Annotated in this window: 13 protein-coding genes; 4 read left to right on the plus strand and 9 right to left on the minus strand. The window is 60.4% G+C overall.

Translation table 11 applies throughout. From position 1 onward, the window contains the following. Positions 1-72 precede the first annotated feature (72 nt). Positions 73-1,617, plus strand: a complete 1,545-nt coding sequence (locus tag JMJ97_RS07000) for a helix-turn-helix transcriptional regulator (protein ID WP_260699679.1) — start codon at positions 73-75, stop codon at positions 1,615-1,617. A 181-nt stretch (positions 1,618-1,798) separates the two neighbouring features. Here the strand turns inward: JMJ97_RS07000 and mgtA are convergent, their stop codons facing one another. After that, complete coding sequence (gene mgtA, locus JMJ97_RS07005) at positions 1,799-4,567, minus strand: magnesium-translocating P-type ATPase (protein WP_260699680.1); 2,769 nt, start codon at positions 4,565-4,567, stop codon at positions 1,799-1,801. A gap of 438 nt (positions 4,568-5,005) precedes the next feature. Here mgtA and pyrE point away from each other — a divergent pair, with 438 nt between their 5' ends. Then, positions 5,006-5,689 (plus strand): orotate phosphoribosyltransferase, encoded by a 684-nt coding sequence (gene pyrE, locus JMJ97_RS07010; RefSeq protein WP_117630014.1) that lies wholly within the window; start codon positions 5,006-5,008, stop codon positions 5,687-5,689. Between the two features lie 312 nt (positions 5,690-6,001). On the opposite strand, the gene JMJ97_RS07015 is transcribed toward pyrE, so the two are convergent. Then, positions 6,002-7,174, minus strand: a complete 1,173-nt coding sequence (locus tag JMJ97_RS07015) for a Fic family protein (protein WP_260699681.1) — start codon at positions 7,172-7,174, stop codon at positions 6,002-6,004. A 583-nt stretch (positions 7,175-7,757) separates the two neighbouring features. On the opposite strand from JMJ97_RS07015, the gene JMJ97_RS07020 reads away from it, so the two are divergent. Together JMJ97_RS07020 and JMJ97_RS07025 are read left to right on the plus strand one after the other, a co-directional pair. Next, entirely contained in the window at positions 7,758-8,294 is a 537-nt protein-coding gene (locus tag JMJ97_RS07020) for a PTS sugar transporter subunit IIA (RefSeq protein ID WP_035136613.1), read from the plus strand. A 236-nt stretch (positions 8,295-8,530) separates the two neighbouring features. Beyond that, positions 8,531-9,088 (plus strand): hypothetical protein, encoded by a 558-nt coding sequence (locus JMJ97_RS07025; RefSeq protein ID WP_035136614.1) that lies wholly within the window; start codon positions 8,531-8,533, stop codon positions 9,086-9,088. A 478-nt stretch (positions 9,089-9,566) separates the two neighbouring features. Here the strand turns inward: JMJ97_RS07025 and JMJ97_RS07030 are convergent, their stop codons facing one another. From JMJ97_RS07030 to JMJ97_RS07060, 7 genes are all read right to left on the minus strand, one after another. Continuing rightward, entirely contained in the window at positions 9,567-10,235 is a 669-nt protein-coding gene (locus JMJ97_RS07030; protein ID WP_260699683.1) for an HAD family hydrolase, read from the minus strand. 105 nt (positions 10,236-10,340) lie between these two features. Continuing rightward, positions 10,341-11,375, minus strand: a complete 1,035-nt coding sequence (gene hypE, locus JMJ97_RS07035; protein WP_260699684.1) for a hydrogenase expression/formation protein HypE — start codon at positions 11,373-11,375, stop codon at positions 10,341-10,343. A gap of 84 nt (positions 11,376-11,459) precedes the next feature. After that, positions 11,460-12,572 carry a hydrogenase formation protein HypD gene (gene hypD, locus JMJ97_RS07040; protein WP_260699686.1) on the minus strand — a complete coding sequence of 371 codons (1,113 nt, stop codon included), beginning with the start codon at positions 12,570-12,572 and terminating at the stop codon, positions 11,460-11,462. Then, on the minus strand, positions 12,572-12,832 hold the full coding sequence (locus JMJ97_RS07045; protein ID WP_055310039.1) for a HypC/HybG/HupF family hydrogenase formation chaperone: 261 nt from the start codon (positions 12,830-12,832) through the stop codon (positions 12,572-12,574). Before JMJ97_RS07045 ends, hypD begins: the two co-directional genes overlap by 1 nt. Positions 12,833-12,963: 131 nt before the next feature. After that, positions 12,964-15,435, minus strand: a complete 2,472-nt coding sequence (hypF, locus tag JMJ97_RS07050; protein ID WP_260699687.1) for a carbamoyltransferase HypF — start codon at positions 15,433-15,435, stop codon at positions 12,964-12,966. A gap of 117 nt (positions 15,436-15,552) precedes the next feature. Continuing rightward, a complete protein-coding gene (gene nikR / locus JMJ97_RS07055; RefSeq protein ID WP_022094795.1) occupies positions 15,553-16,065 on the minus strand; it encodes a nickel-responsive transcriptional regulator NikR in 513 nt (170 codons plus the stop codon). Position 16,066: 1 nt separating this feature from the next. Beyond that, positions 16,067-16,315 (minus strand): hypothetical protein, encoded by a 249-nt coding sequence (locus tag JMJ97_RS07060; protein WP_006235225.1) that lies wholly within the window; start codon positions 16,313-16,315, stop codon positions 16,067-16,069. Positions 16,316-16,389: the final 74 nt, after the last annotated feature.

The raw sequence follows: 16,389 nt of genomic DNA on the forward strand, positions 1-16,389 counted from the left end.
TGGTTTCGGTATTAGGACTGGTTCTCTAATAGAATAGATTTGCAGACATTTGAGTGGCGGGGGGGGGTATCCATGAGGGGCATGGGAGACACAACCGCATATTTGCGTCGGGGCATTCGGGAGATTATATGCCTGGCGCTGTTCTTCTTCACGTTTTTGGCGTGCGAGTATCTCTTTGACGTGCGCATGGCCGAGTTCGTGTCTCCGAACGAGGTCGTTATTTATGAGAGCTTTGTTATCGGCGCGAGCGTGATTGGCTTTTTTGTACGTCCCATTCTGTACTATCGCCGTCCCCATGCCATTGACGCGACGAGCGACATCACGGGCGTATTGCTGGTGGCGTCATTGCTGCTGTTGATAATGGCGGTTCAGGTTGAGGTGGTAATTGCCGGCGGTTTGGTGGCGTGCTGCGCGCTGGGCTACTGCGGATCGACTGCCCATGCAAATTTTGCGAGGCGCTTTGCGCGAACGCCCTGCTTGGCGCGCGCCGCCGCACTTTCTTACGCTATGGGCGTTCTGGTGCAGGTTCTCAACCACATGGTGATGCCTGTCGGCATTCCTCAGCAGGCTGTTCTGGTCGTCTGTGCGATCGCGCAGGTGGCGTTGCTCCACGGTGCCCGACGCGCCAAGCTGCGCGACGAGTCCGATCCCAACTTTGAACCCAGTGCTGCCGGACTTTCGGTAGATGCTTTGGAATATGGCGCCAAGTGGCAAGACGATCCCAAGGCAAAGGCGGCATTCCGTCGCGCCGTAGTTCGCCTGACCGTGGCGACGGCGTATCTTTCCAGCGTATTCGCCGCTCTCAACGCGGGCTTCACGACCCTGCATGCTGTCGGAGCCGTCGATTTGGGCGATTGGCCGCGCCTGCTGCTTGTCGTGAGCTCGTTGGTCGCTGGCGCACTATTTGACCTGCACGGCCGCTCGTATATGAATATCGGCATGACATGTGCCGCCATACTGTCCACGCTTTCGTTCTTTGTACTTATCGTCGATGGCAATGGCGGCAACGAGCTTGCTGCCACGATCATCTTTTATCTGGGCTCGGGCTTTTTCGTGGTGTTCTTTACCACAAAATATGCCGCCGTCTCGCTCTATGCGCGCTGGTCATATTTTTGGCCGTGCATGGGTCGCGTCGTCAACAACGTGTGCTCGATGTTCGTGACGGCGCCGGCAGTGGCGATTATCTCGAGTCAAAATGTGCTGGCTGCGGTCGGTGCGGCGCTCGTGATGTTTGTGGGCATTGCGATTACGCTGCTGGGGCAGTTGGGGCAACGAGCCGATGATGCCGCGATGCGGGACGGACTGCCGCTTGCCACCGACGATCTTGGTGGGGATCTTGCGCCCACATGCTCCGACCCCGAGCCCGTGGAGGCGGCGGAGCTCACGTCCGATGAACGCCTCGATGCTTTCGTCGCCACCTTTGGACTTACAGAGCGCGAGCGCGATATTCTTGAGGCCTTGGTCGTTTCGGACCAGAGCGTTCAGGACATCGCCACAACGCTTTTCCTTTCGCGCTCCACGCTCTATCGCCACATTTCCTCAATCAACAAGAAGACCGGCACCGCCTCGCGCGTGGCCCTTATCAACTTCTTCTGGTCCTGGACGCCCAAGGACTAGCTAATCCTCCAATAAGTTGCGGTGGAATAGTCCCTAAATTAAAGTCACGGGACCTTAAACAGGAACTATTTCACCGCAACTGCTGAGGGGATAGACTGCGGCAGCGGCAGAGGCAACGGCAGCGGCGTTGGCAGCTGTGGTAGTGGCAACGGCAGCTGGCGGGGTGCTTTCCGTCTACTTGCTACAGCAGCTCGCCGTGGCGGGCAATGTGGCGGCGCTTTGCCAGCTGGGTGAGCGCGATATAGGCGGTAACGATGCCAATGAGCAGCCCAAAAAAGCTCGTGGGCAGCGGCATGAGGCCGAGCGCATCGGCGATGGGGCTTGCCGGCAGACAGGTGACGAGCGCCAGGCCCAGCACGGTAAGAACGCACAATGCGGGCGCGGCGTGGTCGCGCGGGCTCGGCAGATGCGGGGAGCGCAACATGTGGACCACGAGTGTCTGCGACCACATGGACTCGACAAACCAGCCGCTCTGGAAGAGCGCAGCAAAGGTCGCCATACCCGCGACGTCGCCCGCGGCGGCAAGCTCGGACCAGCTTGCGTCCACGGCGGCGGGGCACACGACAAAGAAGAGCGTGGCGAAGGTCACGATGTCAAACAGCGAGCTCACGGGGCCCAGCTCGAGCATAAAGCCCTTGATGGACGCGGCGTCCCAGGCACGCGGGCGGGCAGTCCAGGCGTCATCGACGGTGTCCCACGGCAGTGCGATGCACACGATCTCGTAGACCAGCGACAGCAGTACCAGCTGCAGGGCGCTCATGGGCAAAAACGGCAAGAACAGGCTCGCGACGGTCACGGACAGCACATTGCCAAAGTTGGAGCTCACCGTGGTCTTGAGGTACTTGAGCAGGTTGCCGTAAGTGCGGCGGCCTTCGATGATGCCGCGCTCGAGCACGCCCAGGTCCTTCTGAAGCAAGATGATATCGGCGGATTCCTTGGCAATATCGACGGCCGAATCGACCGAGATGCCGCAATCGCTCGCACGCATGGCGGCGGCGTCGTTGATGCCGTCGCCCATAAAGCCCACGGTGTGGCCGAGCATCTCGCGCATGACACGTACCAGGCGCGCCTTCTGCAGCGGCGAGAGCTTGGCGAAGAGGTGGGTTTTCTCGGCGCGCTCGGCAAGCTCGGCGTCGTCGAGCGCATCGATCTCGGAGCCGAGCAAGACGTTGCTCGCATCGATACCAATCTGTGCGCAGACGGTGGCGGCGACGCGGTCGTTATCGCCGGTCAGTACCTTGACCGCTACGCCCTTGGCCTCGAGGGTGGCGACGGCGCCCGCGGCACTTGCTTTGGGCGGATCGAGGAAGGCCAAAAAGCCCATCAGCACCATGTCGCACTCGTCGGCGATGCCAAACTCGCCCACGCAGAGCGGATCGGTCTTCTGCGCCACGGCAATCACGCGCAGGCCCTCGGCGTTAAGTCCGGCGACCTGCTTGCGAATCTGGGCGAGGTTCTCGTCGGTGAGCGGCTGGGCGATGCCATCGATCTCGACAAAGGAGCAGATCTCGAGCATTTCCTCGGCAGCTCCTTTGGTAACCATCTGGGTTTTGCCTTGGGAGTCGGCGACAACTACGCTCAGGCGACGGCGCGAGAAATCGAAGGGAACCTCGTCGACCTTGGTATAGCGGTCGCGCAGACTCTGGCCCAGCATAGAATCGGGCACTACGGTCGAGGGCGTCACATCGGCACGGTCGATTACGGCCAGGTCGATAAGGTTTTTGAGGCCGGTCTGGAAGAAGCTGTTCAAAAACGCATGGCGCAGCACACGTGCGTCTTCGTTGCCGTCGGTGCTGAGATAGCGCTCGAGCACGATGCGGTCTTCGGTGAGGGTGCCGGTTTTGTCGCAGCACAGGACGTCCATCGCGCCAAGGTTTTGAATCGCCGGCAGCTCCTTGACGATAACCTGGCGACGGGCGAGGTCCTTGGCGCCCTGCGACAGGCTCGTGGTCACGATGACGGGAAGCATCTGCGGCGTGATGCCCACGGCCACGCTCGTGGCGAACAGCAGCGCGTCGATGACGTTGCCCTTGGTGGTGGCGTTGATGGCAAAGACGGCCGGCGCCATAACGAGCATGAGGCGTACGAGCAACATGGAGACGCTCGAGACGCCGTGATCAAACGCGCTCTTTTCGCCGCGCCCGTTGAGCATCTTGGCGATGCCGCCCAGGTAGGTGTCCGAGCCGGTGGCAACGACAAGCGCCATGGCGGTGCCGTTTTGCACGGAGGTGCCGGTAAAGACGATATTCTTGCAGGCAGAGAGTGGCAGTGCGGAGCCGTCGGCGCCCTCGACGACGGTGACGGCGGTGGTCTTCTCGACGGCCTCGCTCTCGCCGGTGAGTGCGGACTCGATCACAAACAGGTCGCGCGCGGTGATGATGCGGGCATCTGCCGGCACCATATCGCCGGCAGAGAGGCGGATTACATCGCCGGGGACGAGCTCGTCGAAGGGGATCTCGATGCGCTCGCCGTCGCGCAGGGCGGTGCAAGTGTTGGAGACCAGGTCCTTGAGGGCCTCTGCCGCATTGCCGCTGCGGGCTTCCTGGATAAACTTCATGCCGCCCGATACCAGCAGCATGATGCCGATGACGATGACCGTGGAGGGGTCGCGCTGCGGTTCGGGCACGGCGAGCACGTCGATGTAGAGCGAGACCAGCGCGAGCGCGGCGAGGATGCCGGCGAAGGGATCGATGAAGGCGTCGGCGATGCGGCGGGCGAGCGTCTTGGTCGGTGCCTCGATGGTGTTGGGGCCGGAGGTGTCCAGGCGCTCGGTTGCCTGCTCGGCGGTGAGGCCGTTTGCCGTGGCTTCGAGCAGTACGAGGGCGTCCTCGGCGCTATGGGTGGCGGCGAATATGGTGTTCTTGGACAGGCCGGTGTGAGCGGCAGGGCGCGCCGTGCGGCGGCGCTTGGAGATAGCTTCGAGTACCGTGGCGGTTTTGAGCATCAGCATAGGGTCCTCCTTGTTGAAGGGAGTTAGCGTACGTGTCGTATTTGCTTCAAAAAACCTAGATGTCGCTCACGTCAAGCTCGCGAACCACCACAAAGGGGACAGGCACCTTTGTGGTGGTTTTGACGATCGGTTCGTGGTGCTTATGCGAATACGGAATCCTCACGGCGTGCCGAGGGCGACATGCAGGTTTTTCGACTAGGACTGCCTTCCATGGCACACCTCCTTAAGGCCGGGCGCAGCGCGCTTTGGGTATCTCGTACCCGTTTCAATCCGCCCGTATTCTTGATGAGGGGTTTTGACATGTCAACCCCCATTGTTCAGAAAACCATCGTCTCCGACAAAGCTCTTACAGAATGCCGTGGCCTCAAAGCGCGCCCGCATCGACGCCCTGCCTGCGCTAAACTGGAGAGCACGTACGCGATTACGAGAGGAGCCCGCATGGAGGCTTACAAGCAAGAGTTCATCAAGTTTATGGTCGAGTCCGACGTCCTTAAGTTCGGCAGCTTTACGCTCAAGAGCGGCCGTCAGTCCCCGTTCTTTATGAACGCCGGCGCTTACGTGACGGGCTATCAGCTCAAGAAGCTGGGCGAGTATTACGCCCAGGCTATCCACGATAACTTTGGCGACGACTTTGACGTGCTGTTTGGGCCGGCCTACAAGGGCATTCCCCTGGCCGTCGTGACCGCGATTGCCTACCACGAGCTGTACGGCAAGGAGGTCAAGTACTGCTGCGACCGCAAGGAGGCCAAGGACCACGGTGCCGATAAGGGCAACCTGCTGGGTTATGAGCCCCAGGACGGCGACCGCGTGGTCATGGTCGAGGACGTCACCACCAGCGGCAAGTCCATCGACGAGACCTATCCCAAGGTTAAGGCTGCTGCCGACGTCGAAATCAAGGGCCTCATCGTGTCCCTCAACCGCATGGAGGTCGGCAAGGGCGGCGTGACCACCGCGCAGAAGGAGATCGAGGCCAAGTACGGTTTCCCCGTCGCGAGCATCGTCTCCATGGCCGAGGTCGTCGAGACCCTCTACAACCACGAGATCGACGGCAAGGTCGTCATCGATGACGAGCTCAAGGCCGCCATCGACGCCTACTACGAGCAGTACGGAGCCCGAGAGTAGTTACGGCGTTTTACCAAACGCCGTAACCGGCCGACGCTGCGCGGGCCGCATTTGGACAATCTGACGTTCAACTTCAAGGGCGCGACCGGAAGGTCAGCGCCCTTTCGTTTCACGTCACCTTGTCACAAATGCGACCCGCTCGCTGGCGTTGCCAAAACATCGGCGTTGCCGTGGTAGTCATTGGTAGTCATTGGGGACGTTCATAAATGACTAGTCAGGAATGAACGTGGATAATCTCCCAGTTTTGGCCTGTGTGCGGGCTCAAAGTGGGAGATTATCCACGCTCGCTTTAATTTGCCTGGGCTGCGATGCCTATCTAATCGGCTCGGCGTCTTCCCTGAGAATCGAAAGATACTCTTCATACCCGTACTGCCGGTATCTCTGTCTTGACTCGTCGAGAGGACGGAGGATACCCAATTCTTCAAATGATTTGACGAGCGAGCTCGCGGTACTCCTGCCGATATCGAGTTGGGCAGCGATGAATGCGGTGTCGACGATGGGGTGCTCTTCAAGAATGCCCAACAGCCTTTGCCCGTTTGCAGCAGTCCTTCCGAGATTTTCGGTAATGGTTGCTGTGGAACGGTTATGGAGGTCAACAAGGTTTTTTAAAGACCCTACCGAGTCCTTCGCACTCTCGAGAAGACTGTTGCAGAAAAACTCTATCCATTCCTCGTAAGTGCCTCTCTCCCTTACGGATGTGAGTTGCCGGTAGTACTCGCTTCGATTTTTCTTGAACTGGAACGATGGATAGAACAAGCAAGAATGAAGAACGCCATCATTGATGAGCATAAGTGTAATGAGAAGCCTGCCCAGGCGACCGTTTCCGTCTAGGAATGGATGGGCAGTTTCAAATTGGTAATGGACGAGCGCCGCCCGCACAATCGGATCCATTTCGACTTGAGGCTCATTGATAAAGCGTTCGAGGTCCTGGAGCGTGTTACTCAAATCTTCAATGTTTGGAGGGACAAACGATGCGGTTGCAATGGTGCAGCCTGAGGGGCCAATCCAGTTTTGTGAGGAGCGCAGCTCGCCTGGATTCTTCTCCGTTCCGCGCACTCCGTCCAGCAGGACCGCATGAACTTGCCTAAGAAGTCTCGTGCACAAGGGCGTCTTTTTGAGCAGTTCTACGCCGCGGTCGACAGCACGGACGTAATTCACGACGTCTGCGACATCTTTATGATGGAGTTGTGTTTGCGATGGACTAAGTAGGTCGTCAAACGTGCACTGGGTTCCCTCAATTTGCGAAGAAAGGAGTGCTTCTTTGCGCACGTACATTGTCAGATACATGTCGGCGTTGGGAACAAAGTAGAGCATGCCTTCAAGCTCTCCAAGCTTTCGTGAGCATGCGGAAAGCGTGCGATAGGTTTCCTCGGTGAGGTTTAGCTGCCTCAATGATTGCAAGGGCGTTGGAAAAAACGAATAGTAAGCCAATTTCCCCGATAGATTATTGCGGAGCGTTCCCTGGCCGTTCTCCTCGATTTGCATCGCGCCCTCCATATCTTTAGTGCCGGAAACTCGTTATTAGGCTAATCATATCAATTCTAATAACGAGTTTAAGGATTAAATAGTTATTAGGATTGATGTAAACAATCTAATGATGAGAAGTCGTTATTACTTGACCATGGAGCTCGGCTTGGTACAAGGGGGTCATCCAAAATGAACGTGGATAATCTCCCGTTTTTGGCTCGGTGACGGCCTCAAAGTCAAAGTGGGAGATTATCCACGCTCGTTAGTTAAGCGTCCGAAAATCCACACTCGCCAAACCTACCAAAAAGGGACGGGTTTATTTTGGCACGTTTCGGTCGGTATCAGGAAGTGTCAGGGACGGGGCGGCGGCAGGACTCGAGAGCGAAAAGAAGTATCGGGTTTGGTGCGCCCGCTTCTGCCCGTCCCGTGCGCGGGCGATACTCGGCTTATCGATCCGCGATGCAAAGGAGACGCTCCATTCCACGAGCGCTACCGGGAAGGGCTCGCGATTCGAGTCCCCACCTTAGCATTTGAACCATTTGGCACTATAATTACCGTAGGCATGCGCACAACGTTGCGCTTAATCAAGAGGAGAAAACGTATGGGTCTGTTTGACATGTTCAAGAAGAAGGCTGAGCCCGCGGCTGCCGCTGCTCCGGCCTCCATCTCTGCTTCTGCTGGCGCCGACGTGCTGTGCTCGCCCGTCAAGGGCAAGGTCATCAAGATGGCCGACGTGCCCGATCCCGTCTTTGGTGGCGAGGTTCTGGGCAAGGGCTGTGCCGTGTGGCCCGAGGACGATCTGGTCTACGCTCCCTGCGACGGTAAGGTGACCGTCACCATGGGTCACGCCGTGGGTCTGCAGTCCGATAGCGGCATCGAGGTTCTGGTGCACGTTGGCGTCGATACCGTCAACATGAACGGCGATGGCTTCGAGGGCTTCGTCAAGGCCGACGACGTTGTGAAGGCTGGCCAGCCCATACTCAAGATCGACCGCGCCAAGATCGCCGCTGCCGGTTACAAGGACTGCGTCGTCGTGGCCGTGTCCAACACCGCCGAGTTTGCCGATGTCGAGCTCACCGTTGAGGCAGAGTCCGCCGTCGCCGCCGGTGACGCCATCGTCAAGGTCGTCCGCAAGTAAACTGCGGCGTCCAAAGGATGTGCAAGGGTGGTCGGGTTTTCCGGCCACCTTTTTTATTGCACCGTGGGGAAGCGTTTTATTGCACGTTGGGCGGGCTTGCAAACCGTTCGGACGCTAAAACGAACCGACCGCGCCTTCGCGTTGCCGAGGGTGTTCATAAGTGGATAGTATGGGCTTACTTATTACAACGTGTGCCGCGTCCGGGAAGCGCGGTGCCGCTCATTGGGAGGAACAACATGAAAAAGAAGCTGCTGCTTGCGCCCCTCATGGCCGTCTTGGTTGCATGCGTGGTCGTGCTTTCCGGCTGTGGAGGTCCTTCGGTTGAGGAGCTCATCACCGAGGATCTTACGACGCAGTTTGACGAGGTCAAGAACGGTGGCGACGACTTCCTCTCTGGTCTGGAGGAGGCTTCGGGCGACGAGTTCGAGCAGCTGGGTATCGATCCCAAGGAGTACGCCAAGACCTATCTCGAGGGCTTTGACTACAAGATCGGCGACGTGACGGTCGACGAGGACAAGGGTGTCGCGACCGCCGAGGTCTCTATCACCTGCAAGTCTATGAACAAGATTGTCGAGGACTTCTCCACCCAGTATCAGGAGAAGGTCGCCGCGCTTGATACGGTTCCTTCCGATGACGAGCTGTACAAGATGGCCGGTCAGGTTATGGTCGATGTGACCAAGGCCACCGAGCCCAGGAAGACCACGGTTATCTTCAAGTACACCTGCAACGACGACGGCGAGTGGTCTGCCGACGACTCCGTCAACTCCGAGATGATGGATGCAATGCTGAGCTAGGGGGTTACGCGGTTCTACGAACCGCGTAACCAGTTGACGCTGCGCGCCGCCCAGGACGACAATTTGTCATTCAAAAGGCGAGGCATGACCAGAAGGTCTATGCCTCGCCTTTTTCATGCCAACTTGTTCGTCCTGGACGTCGCTCGCTGTCCATCCTCTACCTGCGTCGTTGCCATGGTGCGGCACTTGTAGTCATTGGGGACGTTCTTAAATGACCAGGCGGCAGTTGGGGACATTCCTTGTGCTAGCGTTGCATCGAGTGCTTGGGAAACCGCGACCCGGTTTTTGGCCGAATAGTGGGTCGCATTTTCCGGATGGGGTGGGTTGCGGAAAGTGCGACCCGGATTATTGCTCTGAAACGGGATGCGGTTTCCCTGATGCGCCTCAAGTGGAAAGCGCATCCCATTCCGGAGCTCCAAAACGGGATGCGCTTTCCGCGCGGAAGAATTGTCGCAGCTGCGTTAGGCAGCGTCGCTCGTTACTCGCCCAGAATTAGCGCTGCGAGCTCGTCCTGGGTGTCCACCACGTAGTCGGCGCCGGCGGCTTCCAGCTCTGCGCGGCCGCGGAAGCCCCAGCTGACGCCCGCGCTCTTAAGGCCGGCGTTGTGACCGGTCAGAACATCGACATTGGAATCGCCCACATAGAGCGTGGTCGCCGGATCGGCGCCTAGCTCTTCCATCACATGCAGCGTAACAGGCGCCTCGGGCTTGGGGGGAAACGCATCGATGCGGCCCTGCACCAGCGCAAAGCGCTCGGAACCAAAATACTTTTCGATAAGCGGAGCCGCCGAGACGTGGTCCTTGTTAGTGAGCACGGCAAGCTGAACGCCCGCGGCGCGCAAGCGGTCGAGCATCTCGATCGTGCCGGCATAGGGAGCGGTGTGGTCTTCCTTGTGCTCGCCGTAGTAAGCCCTAAACTCGGCAAGCGTCTGCTCAAACATGCGGCCGTCGCCTGCGTACTCGGCGGGCATAAAGCGCTCAACCAGCTTGAGCATGCCGTTTCCCACCTTGTAGCGGTACTCGTCGACGGCAAACGTAGGCCAGCCGTGCGTCTCGCAGGTATGGTTGCCGGCGGCCGCCAGATCCTCGAGCGTGTTGAGAATGGTGCCGTCCAGGTCAAAGATCACATGGGAAAAAGCTGCTGCCATGGGTGCTCCTGCCGCTTGAGTTGTAAAACGCACCCCATGATACTGGGCATGCGTGCCGGGCATGTTTGGAATCTGAATATCTTTAATAGTCCTGAGCCTTTGTTGTTAGCAAATTCTCGGCAGCTGCTCTCCCACGAGCATGTCGAGGATGCGGGTCGAGCCCCAACCGGTACGTACGCGCACGGCGGGGCGGGCGCCCTCGGCAAGTGGCAGCACGCGACCGATGATGGCGGCGTTCTCGCCGTAGCGGGCGGCGCGCATGGCGCTCAGTGCGGCATCGGCTTGCTCGGCCGGTACGACGGCGACCATCTTACCCTCGTTTGCCACCTGCAACACATCGTAGCCGAGCATCTCGCAGGCGGCCTGCACGTCGGGACGCACGGGCACGGCATCCTCGTCGACCTCCATGGCAACATTGCTGGCCTGGGCAAACTCGTTGAGTGTGGACGCTAGGCCACCGCGCGTGGGGTCGCGAAAGCAACGCGTGCCGGGCGCTGCGGCCAGAACGTCGGCAATCAGGTGGTTGAGCGGCGCGGCATCGCTTTCGATCGTGCTCGAAAACGCCAGGCCCTCGCGTTGGCTCATGATGGCGATACCGTGGTCGCCCAGTGTGCCCGACACCAGAATGACGTCGCCGGGCTGGCAGTTTGCGCCGCTGAGCGCCACGCCCGCAGGCACCTCGCCCACGCCGGCGGTATTGATATAGACGCCGTCGGCCCCGCCGCGCTCGACCACCTTGGTGTCGCCCGTGATTATGGACACGCCCGCCTCGCGTGCCGTTTCGGCCATCGTCTGCACAATCTGGTGGAGCTTATCCATGGGATAGCCCTCTTCGAGGATGAAGCCGCACGATAGGTAGCGCACGTTGGCACCCGAGGTCGCGACGTCGTTGACGGTTCCGCACACGGCGAGGCGGCCGATGTTGCCACCGGGGAAGAACTGCGGCGAGACTACAAAGCTGTCGGTCGACATGGCGATGCGCCCGCTCGCGGGCAGCGCGGCGACGCCGGCATCGTTGCCTTCGAGCAGCTCGGGCGAACCAAAGGCATCTAAAAAGACCTCATCGATGATGCGCTTCATCATCTGTCCGCCGGAGCCGTGGCCCAACAGGACGGTGCTATCGGTAACGCTATGGGACATATCGAAAACTCCAATCGTGGGTGGAATTATATGGGTGAGGCGCAGCGTCGACTGGTCCGCCGTTCGTTAGAACGGCGGAACCTATTAGCCTCGGTAGCGGAAATATGCTGCGCAGCTGCCCTCGGAGCTCACCATGCAGGGGCCGACGGGATGCTCGGGCGTACAAGCGTGGCCGAACAGGGGGCAGTCGCTCGGCGTAATGGCCCCGCGCAGCACGTCGCCGCAGCGGCACCCGCGCGGCTCGACTGTCGCCTCAACGGGCACATCAAAGCGGGTGCGGGCATCAAAGCGCGAGAATTCGGGACGAATGGCGAGTCCCGAAGCCGCAATCGGCCCCAGCCCGCGCCACGTGGTGTCGCATGGCTCAAACACCTGCTCGACCAGCTGGCGCGCCACGGGGTTGCCGTCTGCGTTGACGCCACGGCGGTAGGCGTTGTCAATCGCCGGCCTGTCCTCGACAACCATCTGGACCAGCATGCAGATGCCCTGCAGGATATCGACCGGTTCAAATCCCGTGACCACGCCCGGGGTATTGAATTCGTCGACCAAAAAGCTAAAGGGCGCCAAGCCCGTGATGGTGGCGACGTGTCCCGGCAGGATAAAGCCGTCGATGGCGGTCTCGGGATCGTTAGCGATGGCGCGCAACGCCGGCGGCGTGGTCTTGTGGGCGCAATAGACCGAGAAGTTCAAAAGCCCGCGCGCTTCGGCCTCCAAGATGGCGGCGGCGATGGTGGGCGTTGTGGTCTCAAAGCCCACGCCCATAAAAATAACCGGGCGATCGGGGTTTTGCTCGGCAATGTCGAGTGCATCGAGCGGGGAGTACACAATGCGAATGTCACGCCCTGCCGCCTTTTGTGCAGCGAGCGAGGTGGACGATCCGGGCACGCGCATCATGTCGCCAAAGGTGGTGATGATGGCGCCGTCTATGTTGGCGAGCGCGATTGCGTGGTCGATGTCGCGGTTGGCGGTGACGCAGACGGGGCAGCCCGGGCCGCTCAGCAGCTTGAGCCCGGCCGGCATAATGGAGCGAAAGCCATAGCGCCCGATGCTCACGGTATGCGTGCCGCAGACTTCCATAAGGTTGATGGTGCGGTCGCCGACAAGCTCATGAATGCGCTCGATGAGCTCGCGAGCCAGCTTGGGATCGCGGAATGCCGAGAAATCGATACCGGAGCGCGCCGGCTGCTCGGGCGCCACTAGTAAGCCTCCGCCGGGTTGGTGGTCAGCTGGTCTTCTTCGACCAGCTCGGACATGGCATTAACAAGCTCGAGCGTTTCCTGTGCTTCCTGCTCGTCGACAATCTGGATGCCAAAGCCGGCGTGTACGAGAATATAGTCGCCAACCTGCGCCGTCGGCACGAGTCGCAGCGACACGGGGCGCTCGATGCCCATCATGTCGACGGTGGCCTTGAGGTCGTCGTCGCGTTTGACTACTTTACCGGGAACGGCAAGGCACATATTGTTCCCCTTTTATACGCTTTGCGCTGGACGGGCGCTCAATAATCCATCAGTTGATGGTAGCGCTCGCGGGCGCTGCGGGCAAACGCGCTACACCTGTGAGACGGCGGCTTGCGGGCTGGCCGAACAGCCTACTGCGATGCAACCTGCGCAAGACGAGCGCTTGCGACTGCCGCCTGACCGTAGGCGATGCAGCCGTCATTGACGGGTACGGTGTGGGGGACAAGGACAGTAAGGCCTGCGCTTTTGAGCTCGCGGGCGAGGAGCTGAAGCAGAAGTCGGTTCATGAAGACGCCGCCCGAGAGCGCGACGGTGTCGATGCCCTCGTGCACGCAGATATCGCTGGCGATGCGCGCCGAGGAGCGCGCGACGGAGACATGGAAATCGAGTGCGAGCCTGTCGGCGGGCGCTCCGGCTTCAATTCCTCCCAAAAGTGCCTCAAAGAGTGCTTTCTGGTCCAGAACATAGGGGCCGTCCAGCCACGATGGGCCAGATGCGAAATAGCCGGCGTTGTTGTCGGGAAAATGGGCGATTTCGTTGTCGAGCGCGCGCCAGGCGGCAGCCTCAAGCTCGATGGCGGGTTCGCCCTCGTAGGTTGCCTTGTCGCAGATGCCCAGAATTGCTGCCGCGGCATCAAAGAGACGCCCCATGCTGCTGGTACGCGGGCTGTTGATGCCGCGCTCGATCATGGTGGCTGTCACGCTGCGCGTTTGCTCGTCGAGGCTGTCCAAAAGCCGAGCGGCACCTGGGTGCTCGAGCAGACCGAGCTCACTGAGCAGGGCAAAGGCGTTGCGGCGGGCGTCGCGCACGGAGGCCGCCCCGCCGGGGAGCGCCCAGGTGCGCAAATGCGCGGCGCGTTCAAAGCCGCCAAGGCTGGCAACAAGAAACTCGCCGCCCCAAATGGTCCCATCGGTGCCGGCGCCGGTGCCGTCAAAGGCGATGCCAAGGACGCGCGCGTCGGTTGTAAGCTGGCCCGCGGCGATGGCCTCGGCCATTACGCTCGCGATATGCGCATGATGGTGCTGCACCTCGACGAGCGGCAGATTGCATTTTCGCGCCTGCTCGCGCGCCCACTGGCCCGATAGATAGCTGGGGTGTACATCGCAGGCCAAGGCGGCGGGCGCCAAATCAAAGAGATCTTCCAAGCGCGTGCGCGCGGCGTTCCAGGCATCGAAGGTCCCGCCGTTTTCAACATCGCCGATATGCTGCGACACAAAACAGGGCGCCTCGCCGTTCGTCCCTTCACGTGTGAGCGCAATCGTGGCCTTTTGTTGTGGCCCGCAGGCGAGCACGCAGGACGGAGCGCCGTCGAGCGCCGGCAACGGCAGCGGCTGGGGTGCATATCCCCGAGCGCGGCGCACGGGCATAACGGCGCCGTCGACCACGCGCACCACGGAATCGTCATAGCGCGAGAGAATCGCGCGGTCGTTACCGAGCAACGCGTCGGCGATGCCGGCGGCAACGAGGTGTTCCCAGGCAAGGTCGTCGTCGGTCTCGATGGGTTCTTCGCTCAGGTTTCCGCTGGTCATGACGAGCGCGTGCATACCGCAGACTTCTGCCGCGGCAAGCAACAGATGTTGAAGCGGCGTATAGGGGAGCATGACGCCGAGCTCGGGCAGGTCGTGCGCGACAGATGGCGCGAGGGCGAGGATGTCGGGGGAACCGTCGTTGTCCTCGCTAACAGTGCGCCGGCGCAGCAGCACGATGGGGCGGATACTGCCAGCGAGCAGATCGCGTTCAGCATCATCGATATGACACAGGCGCTCGGTATCAGCAAGACTACGTACCATGACGGCAAGTGGTTTGTTGCTGCGGCGTTTGCGACGGCGCAACTCGGCCACCGCCTGCTCGTTGGCAGCGTCACAGGCTAGATGGAATCCGCCCAGGCCCTTGATGGCGACGATGCCACCGCTGGCCAGCAGCTCAACGCAGCGCTCGATGATAGCGTCGCTGGCCTCGCGTGTGGTGCCGACGGCCGGTGTCGCGGACGAATTCCCGCACGCATTGCCGTTTACAGCCTCGCGCCACGTAATATGCGGCCCGCAATCAAAGCAGGCATCGGGCTGCGCGTGAAAACGCCGGTCGAGTGGGTCGACATACTCCGCAGCGCACTTGGGACACATGGGAAAACAATCCATCGACGTGGCCGCTCGGTCATAAGGCAGCGATCGGATGATGGTAAAGCGTGGGCCGCAGTTAGTGCAGTTGATAAAGGGGTAGTGATAGCGTCGGTCGGCGGGATCGAACAATTCGCGCAAGCAATCGTTGCAGGTGGCGATATCGGGCGAGACGAGCGTCGTGTGCGCGGTCTGGTCCTGCGATGCTACGATGCGAAAGCCCTGTTCGTTGGCGGCATCCCAACCGTTGGCTGCCAAGTCCACAACCTCGACATGCTCTACGCGGGCTGCCGCAGGCGCATGCTCAGAAAGCGCGGCAACAAAAGCATCGAGCGCATCGGCCGGAGCGTGCGCCTCGATATGCACGCCGTCGCCCGCATTGAGCACCCATCCACAAATGCCATGTGCCATGGCCTCGCGATACACAAACGGTCGCATGCCAACGCCCTGCACAATGCCCGTCACATGAATATGCGCATGCCGCATGCGACACCCCTCATCAAAACCGACCAAAAAGGGACAGGTTTATTTTGGTAGGTAAAACTTCTAAACCTGCCAAAACAAACCTGTCCCTTTTTGGCAGGTGCGCTGCGGGAAATCCCGCTATAGCCCCAGGCTCTGCTTGGTGGCGGCGCAGGTGAGCTCGCCGTGCTTAACGCCGCGCAGGCCCAGCAGGCGGTCGGCTAGTTCGTAGACGCGCTCGCCGCGACCCTTGAGCGCCAGAATCTCCAAACAGTTGTGGTGATCCAGATGCACGTGCATGGTCGATACGATCTCGTCGGTGTAGTCGTGCTGCACTTCGTCCAGGCGGCGCGTCAGATCGCCGGTGTGATGGTCGTAGATCATGGTGAGCGACCCGATAACGTGCTCATCGGGCGTGCGCATCTGCTCCTTGGCGATCGAGGCGCGAATCAGGTCGCGCACGGCCTCGGATCGGTTGGCCACGTCGCCGCGGCGTGCGATCTGCTCGTCAAAACGGCGCAGCAGGTCGTCGGGTGCGGTAACCGAAAAACGGACCAGCTCGGAGCCGGAACCACTACAGTGGCAGCCCGCGTCACCGTCCGCCCCGTGCGGATGCTCGTGCTCGTACCCGCAGCTGTGCTCGTGTTCGGCCACCTTACACCAGCTTCACGGAGCCGACGGAGTTGTGGTCGGCCTCGATGGCTTCCTCGTAGCCCTCGAGCGCGTCATGCGCCTCGTGCAGCGCGGCCATGGCGGCCTCGAGCTTGGCGCCGATGCGCTCCATGTCAAAATTCTCGGTCGCATGCAGCAACTGATGGCTCCACTCATGAGCGAGCTCGATGGTGTCGTCGACCTGTTTGACGCTCATGGCAAGCTGGCTCATGTTCATTCCAACATCATGCATGGGAAATCTCCTTTTGTATGGGGCAGTTCAGTGGTTCAGATTTTACTACGCCCGCTCTGCGCACAGCTGCATAA

This window comes from Collinsella aerofaciens, assembly GCF_025289055.1.
Taxonomy (GTDB): domain Bacteria; phylum Actinomycetota; class Coriobacteriia; order Coriobacteriales; family Coriobacteriaceae; genus Collinsella.